This is a genomic window from Nocardia sp. NPDC058519 (assembly GCF_042719755.1).
Classification (GTDB): domain Bacteria; phylum Actinomycetota; class Actinomycetes; order Mycobacteriales; family Mycobacteriaceae; genus Nocardia.
Window position 1 is genome coordinate 102,679 of the sequence record NZ_JBHXNK010000011.1, and the last position, 14,232, is coordinate 116,910.

Genomic DNA, 14,232 nt, shown 5'->3' on the forward strand with positions numbered 1-14,232 from the left:
TCGTGGCTCCAGGGCCGCGGCGATGATCGCGGCAACGGCAGTGGCGGCGGGACTGATGTCCGGTATCGGCACGAGCCCGGCATCAGCTGACCCGATCATCGATTCCAAGAGCCTGCTGGCCAACCCCGTCTCCGACGACGGCTCCAAGATCGTCAAGGCCGAGGTGAAGGACTCGCGCAGTCTGCGACTGCACGTGTACTCCGCGGCCATGGACCAGAACATCATCGTCGACGTGCAGCGCCCCGCCGACGCCTCGGTCCCGCGCCCCACCCTGTACCTGCTCAACGGTGCGGGCGGCGGCGAGGATTCGGCCTCGTGGGTGGCCAAGACCGATGCGCTCGAGTTCCTCGGCGACAAGAACGTCAACGTCATCCAGCCGATCGGTGGCTCGTGGAGCTACTACACCGACTGGATCGCCGACGACCCGGTCCTCGGGCGCAACAAGTGGAAGACCTTCTTCACCGAGGAACTGCCGCCACTGGTCGACGGCGCGCTCGGCACCAACGGCGTGAATGCCATCGCGGGTCTGTCCACCTCGGGCACTACCGTGCTCGCGCTGCCGATCGCCAAGCCCGGCCTCTACAAGGCGGCCGCGGCCTACAGTGGTTGCGCGCAGACCTCCGACCCCGTCGGCTCGGAGTTCGTGAAGGTCACGGTCGAGACCTGGGGCGGCGGCGACACCATGAACATGTGGGGTCCGCAGGGCTCTGCGGAATGGGTCGAGAACGACCCGTACGTGAATGCCGAGGGTTTGCGGGGCGTCGATCTCTACGTCTCCACCGGCAACGGCCTGCCCGGCCCGTACGACACCCTCGATGGCCCGTACGCGCTGCCCGGTGCCTACGGCCTGGCCAACCAGATCGTCATCGGTGGCGTCATCGAGGCGGGCACCAACTACTGCACGCACAACCTGGCCAACCGGCTCAACGAGCTGGGTATCCCGGCGACCTTCAACTTCCGCCCCAACGGCACCCACTCCTGGGGCTACTGGAAGGACGAGCTGAAGCTGTCGTGGCCGACGCTGGCTCGCGGGCTCGGCCTCTAGACGCCGGTTTCTCCCGAACCGCCCCGGTAGCGAGTACGTCGCTGCCGGGGCGGTTCCATTTCCTCGTCCTGCCCTCGCCGTTTGCGAATTGTGGTTAACTTAGGTTGACTGGTCCAATCCGGTTCGCGCAACAGAAAGTGAGTGCATGGTCGCCGATCGCAGTGAGGCCGAACAGGCCCGCGAGCCGACGATCGCACCTGCCCGCGTCGTGCGCCGCAGGCCGAAGGACCGCAAGATGCAGATCATGCGGGCCGCCGCCCGTGCGTTCAGCGCGCGTGGTTACTACCCGGTCGGCGTGGACGAGATCGCCGCTGAGGTCGGCATCTCCGGACCCGCGCTGTACCGCCACTTCGCCAACAAATACGCGCTGCTCGTCGCCGCCGCCGAGGAGGGTGCCCGGGGTTTGCGCGATGTCGCGGCCGCGGCCGACGATCCGGCGCTGAGCCCCGAAGCCAGGCTCGACGCGGTGCTCACCGCCGTCGCCGAACGCAATATCGACATCCGCCGCGAGGCGGGGCTCTACCGCTGGGAGCGCCGCTACCTCGAGCGCGAAGACCGGGTGCGCATTCGCGCGTTCTATCGCGAACTCGAGGCGAATGTCGCCGCGCGGGTCGCCGAAGTGCGGCCGGAGGCGAGCGCCGACGATGTCATCCTGCTCGCGGTCGGCGCGCTGAGTTCGCTGGCAAGTATCGCCGCGCACCGCACCACCCTCTCGCACGGACGCATGCTCGCGGTGCAGCTCGAGATGGCGTGGGCGATCGTGCGCGCCGAGCTGCCGCCGACCCCGGCCGAGGCCGAGCCCGACAAGCAGCCACGTGGCTTGCCGGTCACCTCGAAACGTGAACAGCTGCTCACCGAGGCGATCCGGATCTTCGGCCGCAACGGGTATCACGAATCGGGCATCGAGGAGATCGGCGCCGCCGTCGGCATCAACGCCTCCAGCGTGTACCGCCACTTCGACAGCAAGGCCGATCTGCTCGCGGCGGCCTTCCATCGCACCGCCGATCGGCTCGCGGTCGCGATCGGCGAGGCACTGGCCGAGGGCGAGGACCGCGCCGACGCCGCCCGCCGCATCGCCGACCAGCACGCCCGCCTCACCTTCGCGACGCCCGAGATCATGCCGGTCTACTACGCGGAGTTCAGCAACCTCCCGCAGGCCGAGCAGCACCGCCTGCGCGCCATCCAGCGGCAGAACATCCTCGAATGGGCGAACCTGCTCGACGGCGACCAGATCGAAGCCCGTTTCCGCGTGCACGCCGCCGTCGGCCAGATCATCGATGTCGGTCGGCTGCTGCGCTTCGACTCGCGTCCCGAACAGCTGGCCCGCCTGGCCGCCCTCACCGACGCGGTGCTGCTCGGCAGCGGCTCGGCGGACGGGAACTAGCGGGTCAGCCGCGGCCGTGGCGTAAGCGGAACAGCGCTTTCGCCGCCTGTAAATGCCCTGGGCGACGGTCGAAGGTGGACAGCCGGATCGGCGCCCGGTAGCGCCTGCGCGCGATCGACATCGTGCGGCTGTATTCGCGCAGACCCTGTTGACCGTGGCTGTGCCCCTGGCCGTATTCGCCGACACCGCCGAACGGCAGCGCCGGGATCCCGGTGAACGCGGTCGACGAATTCACCATCACCACACCGACTTCGATCTGTTCGGCGATGAGTTCGGCGCTGGGGATATCGAGGGTGAAGATGGTGACGGCGATGCCGTTGCCCGCCGCGTTGACCCGGGTGACCGCGTCGGCCAGATCGGCGACCCGGTTCACCACGAGCACCGGGCCGATCCCTTCGCCGGTGATCGCGATGCTGTCCTCGGGAACCTCGGCCAGCACGATCGGTTCCACATACGGGTCGCGGAACGAATCGAGCCCGCCGAGCACCGCGTGCCCGCCGCGGGCGAGCGCGTCGCGGACCTGTTTGCGCACCACGTCGACCTGGGTGGCATTGATCATCGGCCCGTAGGAGGAGCGGTTGTCGGCGCCGGGACGCAGCTTCGCCGCCCGCTCGGCCACTTTGGCCAGAAAATCGTCGAACACCGAATCGGCGACATAACAGCGCTGGATGCCCGAGGAGTTCTGCCCGGCGTTGGCCATCGCGCCGAATACCGCCGCCTCCGCGGCCGCGTCGAGCACCGCATCGACGTGCACGATCATGCTGCCCTTGCCGCTGTTCTCCACGACCACCGGCGTCAGCGTCTGGGCGCACAGCGCGATCACCTCGCGTCCGCGTGCTTCGGGCCCGGCGTAGGCGATCTTGTTCACCCCGGCCTTGCACAGGGCGGTGGCGGTCCGCGAATTTCCGGTAACCGCTTGCAGCACCGGTTGTTCGGGCGATACCGCGGCCCAGCTGTCGGCCAGCCAGGTGCCGACGCCGGTGCTGAGTTCGTGTGGATTGAACACCACCGCGTTGCCGGCCGCCATGGCGTAGGCGATCGAACCCATCGGCGTGAACACCGGGTTGTTCCACGCGCCGAGCACCCCGATCACACCCAGCGGCAGATAGCCGACGGACGCGTGCTGATTGCGGGTCAACCAGCCGGTGGACAGGCGTTTCCTGCCGAGGGTGCGCTCGGCATTGCGGGCGGCCCAATCCAGGTTCTCCACCGCCAGCATCACTTCCAGAGTGGCGTCGGCTTCCGGTTTGCCGGTCTCGCTGCGCAGGATCTCCACCAATTCGCCTGCGTTGCGGGCGATCTGGCGGCGCCATTCGAGCAGCAGGCGCTTGCGGTCGCCGAAAGCCAGTTCCCCCCACCAGTTCTGGGTGGCGCGTGCGGTGCGCACCGCACGGGTGACCTCGGCCGTGCCCTGCACGGGATACTGCGCGAGCTGTTCACCGGTGCGCGGATCGAATGCCGTCAGCACATCGGATCGACCCGTAGGCGCGGCGGCGGTAGAAGCCGACTCGACCATGGTCACCTCCCCAGATCGAACATGCCCGCACGCGGGCCGGTGAGACGAGTGTTTCCCCGCTGTCAGCGTATGGGTGCACAGCCCGGCCGACAAGGTCGGCGCACTGCCCTTGCACTGCCCACGTGAGAAACGTAACACCACCGCGGTCGGCGAAGAACGCCCGGCAAACCGGGCGCGTCAACGCGGACCCGGGCCGGGAAAACCGCCGGACCGGTAACATCGCGCCGAACGGTATGGATCACTTACCGGGAAGATTTTTTCCGCGTGCGCTCGTCTCGTTCAGGCCGTGCGCACCCGGCCGATGGTGGAGAGTTGATGCCGAGTTCGATCTCAGTGGATTCGCCCGCAGGTGATGTCGCGTCGCGCGACAGTGAACCCGCGGTGCTGGTGTCCGACGTGCGCAAGTCGTTCGGTGACGTGCACGCCCTGCAGGGCATCAGTTTCCAGGCCGAAAAGGCCAGTGTGCTCGGCATCCTCGGACCCAACGGTGCGGGCAAGACCACCATGGTGAAGGTCCTGTCGACGCTGCTTCGCCCCGACTCCGGCACCGCCGTGGTCGCCGGGCACGACGTGCTCACCGACGCCGCGGGCGTGCGCCGCGCGATCATGATGACCGGCCAGTACGCCGCGCTCGACGAGAACCTGACCGGCCGGGAGAACCTCGAGCTGTTCGGTCGGCTGATGGGCTTGACCAAGTCGGCCGCCCGCAAGCGCGCCGAGGTGCTGCTCGAAGAATTCGACCTGGTCAGCGCGGGTAAGCGGGCCGTGCGGAACTACTCCGGCGGCATGCGCCGTCGCGTCGACATCGCCTGCGGGCTGGTCGTGCGGCCCGAAGTGGTGTTCCTCGACGAGCCGACCACCGGCCTCGACCCGCGCAGCCGTCAGGGCGTGTGGGATCTGGTGACCGCGCTCAAGAATCAGGGCATCACGGTGTTGCTCACCACGCAGTACCTCGAAGAGGCCGACGTGCTCAGCGACAACATCATCGTCATCGACAAGGGCACGGTCATCGCGGAAGGCACCGCCGACCAGCTCAAGGCCAAGACCGGCGGCAGCTACTGCGAGATCGTCCCGCTCGACCCGAGCCGCCTCCCGGCGACCGTGCAGGCACTCGGTGATCTGGTCCCGGCCGCCGTCGCCGCCGATATCGACGGCGCCGACAAGGTGTCCATCCCCGCGGCCGACGGCGCCGCCACCCTCGCCGAGGCGCTGCGCAGGCTCGACAACGCGGGCATCGACCTGGCCGACATCGCCCTGCGCAGGCCCTCGCTCGACGACGTGTTCCTCTCGATCACCGGTCATTCGGGCGGCCACTAGTGAGCGTCTCCACCCCCGCGGCGAACACGTTGTTCGCCGAGCTTCCCGCTGTGCACCCGAGCAGCTTCGCGCAGTGGCGCGCGCTGACCGGGCGCATCGTGCACACCATGGCCACCAAGGGTGAGCTGATCGTCGCGGTGCTCACCCCGCTCGTGGTCACCGTGGCCTTCTACCTGCCGTTGCGGTACGTGATGAAGGTCCAGGGCATCGATTACGCGCAGTACGTGATGCCGATCGTCGTGCTGCAGACGATGGCCATGACGATGATGTCGAACGCGCAGCTCGCGGCGTTCGAAGCGCTCACCGGGTTGAGTACTCGACTCCAGACCATGCCGATCGGCTCGCTGGTTCCGCTGATGTCGCGCATCTGCGCGGGTCTGGTGCGGTCGATCGTCTCGCTGATCGCGACCGTGGGCTACGGCTATGTGATCGGCTTCCGGTTCACCGGCGGCTGGTTGCAGGCGCTCGCGTTCTGCGGATTCGCGCTGACCGTCGGCGTGGTGCTCACGCTCGGCGCCGACGCGCTCGGCAGCCTGACCAAGAACCCCGAGGCGCTCAGCCAGGCCCTCACCCTGCCGATTCTGATCTTCGGCATGATGTCGACCGGGTTCGTGCCAGAGGCCAGCTTCCCGTCGTGGGTGCGCCCGTTCGCGCGCAACCAGCCGATCTCCCAGTTCGCCCAGACGCTCAGCGATATGGCTGCGGGCCATCTGAGCTGGGCAGGCACGTGGGTATCGCTGGCGTGGCTCGGCGGACTGGCTGTTTTCTTCCTCCCACTGGCTGTGTGGGCGAGTGTGAGGCGATCATGACAACAATCGAGAAGGCGTCGGTCGAGGAGGCCGCGGCCGACCTGCCGGTGGTGCACGCCAAGCCGGAGGGTTCGGTGTCGGTGTGGTTCACCCACAGCCTCATCCAGACCAAACGGCTGCTGATGGTGTGGTTGCGTGACCCGTCGACGACCATCCAGACCATCGCCTACCCGGCGGTGACCCTGCTGATGTTCCGCATCGTGCTCGGTGACTCGATCACCGCGGCCACCGGTGCCCCCAGCATCTACGGCCAGGCCGCGCTGCTGACCCTGGTCGCGGCCATGACCGGCGCGGTGGTGAGTGCGCTCGGATTCAAGCGGGAGAAGGCATCGGGGCTGCTCAGCCGGTTCTATACGATGCCGCTGAACAAGGCTTCGCTGCTCACCGGTCGGCTGTTCGCCGAGATGCTGCGCATTCTGATCACCACGGTGATCGTGCTGCTCGTCGCGGTGCCGCTGGGGTTCCTGTTCATGGAGGACCCGTTCGCCAATATCGCGCTGGTGCTGGTGCCGGTGCTGTTCGGCATCGGGTTCGCGGTGATGGTGACGGCGCTGGCCACGATCACCGAGGGCGTGATGCTGATCAGCCTCATCGGCATCCTCAACACGCTGCTGATGTTCTTCAACACCGGCTTCGTTCCGGTCTTCGCCTACCCGACCTGGTTGCAGGATGTGGTCGCGAATCAGCCGATGAGCTGTGCGATCGATGCGATGAAGGGGCTGTCCTACGGTGGGCCCGTCGCTGAACCGCTGCTCAAGACCGTCGCATGGACGGTGGGGATGATCGCGGTCTTCGCCTATCCGGCGATCGTCGGCTACAAGAAGGCCGCCGAATCGTCCTGAGACCGAGCCGTCGAACGCTGATCGCCGCCACGAATTCTGTGGCGGCGATCAGTGCGTTATGGGCGGGGTGAGTCGATTTCGGCGGGGGCGAAGGGGTAGTCGAGCCAGCGGTCGCGGTTGGTCCAGCCGACGAGGTCGTAGCGCCAGCGGAACGGCCAGGTGTGGGCGACGGTGTTGAACAGGGCGGCGCCGAGCGCGGTGTAGTCGTCGTGGGCCGAGAGCAGCGCGCGCTGGCCGCGTTCGGATTCGGTGAAGAAGGCGTCGAACATGGCGATGGACTGGTCGGTGGTGAGCCGGCCGAGACCCCACAGGCCGCGCATGCGCATCCAGTACACGGCCCTGGCCCGCCACGGCCAGAGAGCTTCGATCGGGTTCTCGCCGCGCCGCACCGCGGCGACGGCGGTGTCGGCCAGCGCGAGTGAGTCGGCCACGCTGTAGCCGGTGCACGGGTGCATCATCCCGCCGCGTGAGCCGAAGGGCACCGCCACCGCAGTGCCCTTCTTCGGGGGCGGCTGGTCGAGGGGATAGTGGGCGGCTTCGTGCGGTTCGTCGCCGGTGAGCTGGATGCCGTGCGCCGCGAGCCTGGTCAAGGTGCGCTTGCGTAGCTCGTGCTGCGGCATCCCGCCACGCAACCCGAGGCTTGTTTCCTCGAAGATCACCGTTCCATCCCCGAGCGGCACCGCGTAGAGGAACGACGGCGGCTCATCAGGGCCAGCCCCGTTCTCCGGCCGCCAATCCAGCAGCAGCCCTTCGCCTTCGGCGACCATCGGCGCCGCGGTCTCCGCGTCCACGAAGATCCCGTGCGCCGAAGCGGCCCTGCGCCGGCCCAATATCGGCAGCCCCCGCGTATCGAACACCGCCCCCGCGGCGATCACCGTGCCGTCGGTGAGCTCCACCTCGTGCGCATCCACCCGCTGCGCCCGATCCGCGAAAACGGTCGCGTCATCGAGTGCCAGCGCCGCGTGCAACCCAGCCTTCGACAACACGCAATAGGGCCGCTCGATCCGATGTTCACCCTTGGTCCACACCGTCGGCGCCGCGATCAGCTGCGCGATCGCACTCGCGGGCAACCACTCCGGCAGCTCGTCCACCCAGCAGGAAAAGGTCGGGGGAAACAGTCGCTCAGGCCGAGGATCCACCGCCGCGACCCGCAACCCGGCCACCGCGGCCCGATGCGCCAGCCCCCGCCCAGCCGGTCCGAGCCCGACCACACAGATATCGAATTCCCGCGCAACGCTCACGTCCGCATTCAATCGGCAGCGTCGGCGCCACGCAAGCACCCTGTGACCCGGTACTCACTTCGTCTCGGTGCGGTGGCTAGTCCTCCAGCGCCAGCGCCTGGCGCATCGTCAGACGGCCCTGGGTCTGCATGAGGGACCGGCGGTAGATCTTCTCGGCGATCACGACGATGCCGTAGGTGGCCACGGCCATCAGGGCGAGGGCGAGGAAGGGTTCCCACCACCCGGCGGTGCCGTCGGCCAGGCGGGCCGGCATGGCGACGATGGACATGACCGGGACGTACGAGGCGATGACGCGGGCGGTGCCGGTGAGGAAGATGCCCGCGAACAGCACGATCATGATGAGCATCCCGAGCGGCGTCGAGGTGGACTGGAGGTCCTCGCTGCGAGTGGCGAGCGCGCCCGCGACAGCCCAGAGACTGGCCAGGGCGAGGAAGCCGACGAGGAAGAACACGATGAACCAGCCCGCCGCCCCGGCGATCTGGCCCAGCTGAGCGCCCTTGCCGGTCATCGCCAACCCGGCCAGCCCCGCCCCGGCGAACAGGGCGAGCTGCGCGAACGCCAGTGTCGCGTTGCCCGCCACCTTGCCGATCAGCAACTGCCGCAACGGCATCGCACTGGCCAGGATCTCCACGATCCGGTTCTGCTTCTCCTCGACCACGCTCTGCGCGATGGACATGCCGAACATCACCGACGCCAGATAGAACAGGAACGCGAAGACGAACGAGACGATCTTGGCGAGCCCAGGGTCGATCGAGCCCCGCTCGAGCAGGTCATAGGTCACCGTCGCGCCCCGGCCCAGCTCCTCGAGCGAGACGCCCGCGGCGGCGGCATTGCGCTGCAACGCGATCTGCTGCGCGGCGGCGGTGATGTAGGTGGTGGCGTCATCGTCCTCGGCGGTCTTGCCGATCAGCTGCCACCCGCTCGGTTCGGCGGGCACCAGGCCCACATCGACCTCGTCCTCGCGGACCAGCTGCTCGACCGCGGCCCGGTCGGTGACGGGACGCGCGGTGAAGGTGGTGTCGGTGCCCGCAGCCAGGGTATTGGCCGTATCGACCACGACCGAGGTGTCCGAACCGGCGATCGCCACGTCCACCTTGTCGGGCCTGCTGCTGAGGAACCCGCTGATGGCCAGGGACGCGACGATCGCCACGATCGTCACCACGGTCGAGATGACGAAGTTGCGGTCACGCAGCTTCACCACGATCTCCCTGGCCGCGACGATCCGCCACACGCTGCGCGACGCACTCGTGCTGACGGGGTTCACCGTGGCCGTGCGAGGAGCCGTCTCCGGGCTCTGACCTCTCACTTCGTCACCTCCCGGTAGATCTCGGCGACCGTCGGCCGCACTTCGGCGAACTCCCGCACCGACCCCCGCGACAGCGCCTCCTTCAGCACCCCATCGGTGCCAGTGCCGTCGACCTCGAACAACACGCCCGGCCCGGCACTCTCGACCACCCGAACCCCCGGATACTCCCGTAACCACCCCGGATCACCGTCGAGCACCAGCCGATACCGCGAGCCACCTCAGCTGTTCGACCGAGCCCTGCCCGACCACTGTTCGCGGCAAGGTCCTATCCGCGCGGCGCGACGAGCGCCGCAGGATCGATCAGTACGGACGTGCCTGCCAGCCCGAAACGGGTGGGAAGCGATGCTTCGGCGACGAGTTCGTAGTGCTCGCCGACCAGCACGTAGGCGGTAACCGTCACCGGCGCTTCGATATCGACCAGCCAGTAGTTCTCGATGCAGGCCTCGGCGTACTCAGCGAACTTCGTGATCCGATCGGTGCGGCGGGTGCCGGGCGAAAGAACCTCGACAGCGAGCATGACCTCATCGGCGGTCCAGCGTGCAACCGCGTCGGAGAGTGCGGGGACAACACAAAGATCGGGGACTCGAACTGTGGCAGGCGGTCTGGGATCTATGACTACTTCGACCTCGCCGAGCGGCTCGAGATCCAAGGGAAGCTGCTGCTCGAGCTGCCACGCCAGGCGCGTGATCACGCGCTGATGAATCGAGGTCGGACGTGGCGACACAACGAGTACCCCCTCCACGAGCTCGTACATCCGGCTGTTGTCCTCGGCACGCGCATCCCAATCATCCAAGGTCAACAGGTGGTCGGGCCATGGTGCGGTCATGTGTCACCTCCCTCGTCCTTGCCGCTCAAGTCTGCCACGTCGCAGCTCGGTGCCTATACCTTTCGCCGGGTCAGCGCGGCGTCACCCAGGTGGTGATGTCGGCGTGGACGACCTCGATGCCGTCCTTGTCGTAGATCGAGACGGGGACGGTCAGTTCCCGGCCCGTGGTGATGGCGTCGAAGTCCGGGATCTCGTCGAGTTTCGCGACCGCGCGCAGGCCCGATTCCGCCTTGGCCAGGTACTGGACGTTCATCGACTTGGGGATCCAGCGATGGGTGGTGGGGACGGTGGCCTCGCTGAGCATGCCCATCGCCACCTCGGCGAGATTGCAGGCCGCGATCGCGTGGAAGGTGCCGAGGTGATTGTGGATGCCGAACCACTTCGGCGAGGTCACCTCGCAGATGCCTGGTTCGAGGCGAACCACCTGGGGCAGCACGGTGCCGAAGTAGGGGACCCGGGCGACCATGCCGAGCGAGAACAGCGCGTGTCCGATGCGGTTGTCGGGCAGCTTCTTCCAGCCGCGGTAGGTCGCGGTTTCCTGTGTCATGCCAGCTATCTTACTCAGAAGTAAGTTATCTGGGAACCCTCCGGTGACCAGGCGCGGCGACAGGCCAGCTACCATTGCGCGGTACAGCCCAGCCGGCGGTGCGGTCCAGGTAGTAGCCCCTTTGGTGGCGTGATCGATACCTCATGACCCCCGATTTGAAGGACGTCGTCGGCATGGTGCATACTGTTCGGGTTGCCTTGCGCAGGATCCCCACTCTTCGGAGCGGTTGGCCTGGGCGAGGGGAGCAGTAGTTTGTATCTCGCCGGTTCGCCGGTGTGGATACGTTCGGGACCACGCACTTCCGGCCCAAGGTGAGCAGATGACCGGGGTCGGAGAATAAGCGTTAGGGCGACACGCCCGACCGCGTGGACCGGAGAACCATGACAGATGAACAGCGGCGAGGACTAGGTAGTGCCTTTTTGGTGCGCCCTGGTTGCGGGTCTTTAGTGGGAAACCACGCTGAGGCGTCTTTCTGTGTTCGGGCTGTGCAAATTGAGGGTGGTGCGGGAGCCAGCTCCTGTGACCACGAAGGAAAGCGGAGAAAAGGACACTTAGCGTGGCGGGACAAAAGATCCGCATCAGGCTCAAGGCCTATGACCACGAGGCGATCGACGCGTCAGCGCGCAAGATCGTGGAAACGGTGACCCGCACCGGCGCCCGTGTGGTCGGGCCTGTGCCGTTGCCGACCGAGAAGAACATCTACTGCGTCATCCGTTCGCCGCACAAGTACAAGGACTCGCGCGAACACTTCGAGATGCGCACGCACAAACGCCTCATCGACATCCTCGACCCGACGCCGAAGACGGTTGACGCGCTGATGCGCATCGACCTGCCGGCCAGCGTCGACGTCAACATTCAGTGACGGGGACTCGAGACACAATGACTGACAACAAGAACCGGCCCGCAGCCGGCATCCTGGGCACCAAGCTCGGCATGACCCAGGTCTTCGACGAGAAGAACCGCGTCGTCCCGGTCACCGTCATCAAGGCGGGCCCGAACGTGGTCACCCAGATTCGTACCGTGGAGCGCGACGGCTATTCGGCCGTGCAGATCGCTTTCGGCGCCATCGACCCGCGCAAGGTGAACAAGCCGACTTCCGGCCAGTTCGCCAAGGCCGGTGTCACCCCGCGCCGCCACGTCACCGAGATCCGCGTCGCGGATGCCTCCACCTTCGAGATCGGCCAGGAACTCTCGGCTGATGTCTTCGAAGAGGGCACCTACGTCGACGTGACCGGAATCAGCAAGGGCAAGGGCTTCGCCGGCACCATGAAGCGTCACGGCTTCAAGGGCCAGGGCGCCTCGCACGGTGCGCAGGCTGTGCACCGTCGCCCGGGTTCCATCGGTGGCTGTGCCACTCCCGGCCGCGTGTTCAAGGGCATGCGCATGTCGGGCCGTATGGGTAACGACCGCGTCACCACGCAGAACCTCTCGGTTCACAAGGTCGATGCCGAGAACGGTTTGCTCCTGGTCAAGGGTGCTATCCCCGGCCGCAAGGGCAACATCGTGATCGTCAAGAGCGCCGTGAAGGGTGGTGCGCACGCATGACCAGCCTCGACAAGAAGGCCAACCTGACGCTGACCGTTAAGGCCGCAGGCGGCAAGACCGAAGGCACCGTCGAACTCCCCTCGGAGATCTTCGACGTGACCGCCAACGTCGCGCTGATGCACCAGGTCGTCATCGCGCAGCTGGCCGCCGCTCGCCAGGGCACCCACTCCACGAAGACTCGTGGCGAGGTCTCCGGTGGTGGCAAGAAGCCGTACCGCCAGAAGGGCACCGGCCGCGCCCGTCAGGGCTCGACCCGTGCGCCGCAGTTCGCCGGCGGTGGCACCGTCCACGGCCCGCAGCCGCGTGACTACAGCCAGCGGACCCCCAAGAAGATGAAGGCCGCCGCCCTGCGCGGTGCCCTCTCCGACCGGGCCCGCAACGAGCGCATCCACGTGATCACCGAACTGGTCTCGGGTCAGAACCCGTCGACCAAGATTGCCAAGGACTTCCTGGCCGAGCTCTCGGGCCGCAAGAAGTTCCTGGTCGTCGTCGGCCGCGAGGACGTCGCCGCGTGGAAGAGCGTGGCGAACCTGCAGAACGTGCTGCCGATCGCCCCGGATCAGCTCAACACCTACGACGTGCTCAACAGCGACGACGTGGTGTTCAGCGTCGAGGCCCTGAACGCTTTCGTTCACGGTCCCGCCGAGGCGGCCCAGGAGGAGAGCAAGTGAGCACCATCGCCGACCCCCGCGACATCCTGCTCGCACCGGTCATCTCGGAGAAGTCCTATGGGCTGATCGAGGAAGGCACCTACACCTTCCTGGTGCACCCGGATTCGAACAAGACGCAGATCAAGATCGCCGTTGAGAAGGTTTTCGGCGTCAAGGTCACCAGCGTCAATACCGCCAACCGTCAGGGCAAGCGCAAGCGGACCAAATTCGGTTACGGAAAGCGCAAGGACACCAAGCGCGCACTCGTGACCCTCTCGGCCGATAGCAAGCCCATCGAGATCTTCGGAGGACCGGTCGCGTAAGCGCCTGGGACTCCAGAAAGCGAGAAGAACTCATGGCAATCCGTAAGTACAAGCCGACAACGCCGGGCCGTCGTGGCTCCAGCGTCTCGGACTTCGCCGAGATCACCCGGTCGACGCCGGAGAAGTCGCTGCTGCGCCCGCTCACCAAGTCCGGTGGTCGTAACGCGCACGGTCGCATCACCACGCGTCACCGCGGTGGCGGTCACAAGCGTGCCTACCGCGTCATCGACTTCCGTCGACTGGACAAGGACGGCATCCCGGCCAAGGTCGCTCACATCGAGTACGACCCCAACCGCACCGCCAACATCGCACTGCTGCACTTTGCCGACGGCGAGAAGCGCTACATCATCGCGCCGAAGGGCATCAAGCAGGGCAGCCCGATCGAGTCCGGCCCCACGGCCGACATCAAGCCGGGTAACAACCTGCCGCTGCGCAACATCCCGACCGGTACCACGATTCACAACGTGGAGCTGCGTCCGGGCGGCGGCGCCAAGATGGCTCGTTCCGCCGGAATGAGCATTCAGCTGCTTGGCAAGGAAGGGCCGTACGCGACCCTTCGTATGCCCTCCGGTGAAATCCGCCGTGTCGACGTGCGCTGCCGCGCCACCGTCGGCGAGGTCGGCAACGCCGAGCAGTCGAACATCAACTGGGGCAAGGCCGGCCGTATGCGCTGGAAGGGCCGTCGTCCTACCGTCCGTGGTGTCGTCATGAACCCGGTCGACCACCCGCACGGTGGTGGTGAGGGTAAGACCTCCGGTGGTCGCCACCCGGTCTCCCCGTGGGGTCAGCCTGAGGGCCGCACCCGCAAGCCCAACCGCCCGAGTGACAAGCTCATCGTTCGCCGTCGTAAGACCGGCAAGAAGCGCTAAGGAGGAGGTAAG

Annotated in this window: 16 protein-coding genes; 10 read left to right on the forward strand and 6 right to left on the reverse strand. The window is 66.9% G+C overall.

The annotated features are described in order from the left end of the window. Window positions 1–22 precede the first annotated feature (22 nt). Both ACFWPK_RS15170 and ACFWPK_RS15175 read left to right on the forward strand, forming a co-directional pair. Window positions 23–1,045, forward strand: coding sequence for an alpha/beta hydrolase (locus ACFWPK_RS15170; protein ID WP_378915909.1), 1,023 nt, complete (start codon window positions 23–25; stop codon window positions 1,043–1,045). Window positions 1,046–1,190: 145 nt separating this feature from the next. Then, a complete protein-coding gene (locus ACFWPK_RS15175) occupies window positions 1,191–2,429 on the forward strand; it encodes a TetR/AcrR family transcriptional regulator (protein WP_378915793.1) in 1,239 nt (412 codons plus the stop codon). Between the two features lie 4 nt (window positions 2,430–2,433). On the opposite strand, the gene ACFWPK_RS15180 is transcribed toward ACFWPK_RS15175, so the two are convergent. Then, window positions 2,434–3,945 (reverse strand): aldehyde dehydrogenase family protein, encoded by a 1,512-nt coding sequence (locus ACFWPK_RS15180; RefSeq protein ID WP_378915795.1) that lies wholly within the window; start codon window positions 3,943–3,945, stop codon window positions 2,434–2,436. A 315-nt stretch (window positions 3,946–4,260) separates the two neighbouring features. On the opposite strand from ACFWPK_RS15180, the gene ACFWPK_RS15185 reads away from it, so the two are divergent. The 3 genes from ACFWPK_RS15185 to ACFWPK_RS15195 are packed head-to-tail and all read left to right on the forward strand — an operon-like array spanning window position 4,261 to window position 6,913. Beyond that, window positions 4,261–5,262, forward strand: a complete 1,002-nt coding sequence (locus ACFWPK_RS15185; protein ID WP_378915798.1) for an ATP-binding cassette domain-containing protein — start codon at window positions 4,261–4,263, stop codon at window positions 5,260–5,262. Next, window positions 5,262–6,071 carry an ABC transporter permease gene (locus ACFWPK_RS15190; protein WP_378915801.1) on the forward strand — a complete coding sequence of 270 codons (810 nt, stop codon included), beginning with the start codon at window positions 5,262–5,264 and terminating at the stop codon, window positions 6,069–6,071. The genes ACFWPK_RS15185 and ACFWPK_RS15190 overlap by 1 nt, the downstream gene beginning before the upstream one ends. Next, window positions 6,068–6,913, forward strand: coding sequence for an ABC transporter permease (locus ACFWPK_RS15195; RefSeq protein WP_378915804.1), 846 nt, complete (start codon window positions 6,068–6,070; stop codon window positions 6,911–6,913). The genes ACFWPK_RS15190 and ACFWPK_RS15195 overlap by 4 nt, the downstream gene beginning before the upstream one ends. Before the next feature lie 56 nt (window positions 6,914–6,969). Here the strand turns inward: ACFWPK_RS15195 and ACFWPK_RS15200 are convergent, their stop codons facing one another. From ACFWPK_RS15200 to ACFWPK_RS15220, 5 genes are all read right to left on the reverse strand, one after another. After that, the gene (locus tag ACFWPK_RS15200; protein ID WP_378915806.1) at window positions 6,970–8,154 is read right to left on the reverse strand and encodes a lycopene cyclase family protein; all 1,185 of its coding nucleotides are present in this window, start codon (window positions 8,152–8,154) and stop codon (window positions 6,970–6,972) included. Between the two features lie 76 nt (window positions 8,155–8,230). Continuing rightward, window positions 8,231–9,460 (reverse strand): ABC transporter permease, encoded by a 1,230-nt coding sequence (locus ACFWPK_RS15205; RefSeq protein ID WP_378915808.1) that lies wholly within the window; start codon window positions 9,458–9,460, stop codon window positions 8,231–8,233. After that, window positions 9,457–9,657 carry a DUF4162 domain-containing protein gene (locus ACFWPK_RS15210; RefSeq protein ID WP_378915810.1) on the reverse strand — a complete coding sequence of 67 codons (201 nt, stop codon included), beginning with the start codon at window positions 9,655–9,657 and terminating at the stop codon, window positions 9,457–9,459. The genes ACFWPK_RS15205 and ACFWPK_RS15210 overlap by 4 nt, the downstream gene beginning before the upstream one ends. A gap of 68 nt (window positions 9,658–9,725) precedes the next feature. Next, complete coding sequence (locus tag ACFWPK_RS15215; RefSeq protein WP_378915812.1) at window positions 9,726–10,286, reverse strand: Uma2 family endonuclease; 561 nt, start codon at window positions 10,284–10,286, stop codon at window positions 9,726–9,728. A gap of 70 nt (window positions 10,287–10,356) precedes the next feature. Continuing rightward, window positions 10,357–10,833 carry a hotdog fold domain-containing protein gene (locus tag ACFWPK_RS15220; RefSeq protein WP_378915813.1) on the reverse strand — a complete coding sequence of 159 codons (477 nt, stop codon included), beginning with the start codon at window positions 10,831–10,833 and terminating at the stop codon, window positions 10,357–10,359. A gap of 556 nt (window positions 10,834–11,389) precedes the next feature. On the opposite strand from ACFWPK_RS15220, the gene rpsJ reads away from it, so the two are divergent. From rpsJ to rplB, 5 genes are read left to right on the forward strand one after another with little or no spacing between them, the layout of a single operon-like run. Beyond that, window positions 11,390–11,695, forward strand: coding sequence for a 30S ribosomal protein S10 (gene rpsJ, locus ACFWPK_RS15225; RefSeq protein WP_040804197.1), 306 nt, complete (start codon window positions 11,390–11,392; stop codon window positions 11,693–11,695). Window positions 11,696–11,712: 17 nt separating this feature from the next. Continuing rightward, window positions 11,713–12,378, forward strand: coding sequence for a 50S ribosomal protein L3 (gene rplC, locus ACFWPK_RS15230; RefSeq protein ID WP_378915814.1), 666 nt, complete (start codon window positions 11,713–11,715; stop codon window positions 12,376–12,378). Beyond that, window positions 12,375–13,049 (forward strand): 50S ribosomal protein L4, encoded by a 675-nt coding sequence (rplD, locus tag ACFWPK_RS15235; RefSeq protein WP_101464455.1) that lies wholly within the window; start codon window positions 12,375–12,377, stop codon window positions 13,047–13,049. The genes rplC and rplD overlap by 4 nt, the downstream gene beginning before the upstream one ends. Beyond that, entirely contained in the window at window positions 13,046–13,351 is a 306-nt protein-coding gene (gene rplW / locus ACFWPK_RS15240; RefSeq protein WP_067448314.1) for a 50S ribosomal protein L23, read from the forward strand. Before rplD ends, rplW begins: the two co-directional genes overlap by 4 nt. Before the next feature lie 32 nt (window positions 13,352–13,383). Next, entirely contained in the window at window positions 13,384–14,220 is an 837-nt protein-coding gene (gene rplB / locus ACFWPK_RS15245; protein WP_378915816.1) for a 50S ribosomal protein L2, read from the forward strand. The last annotated feature ends 12 nt before the right edge of the window (window positions 14,221–14,232 follow it).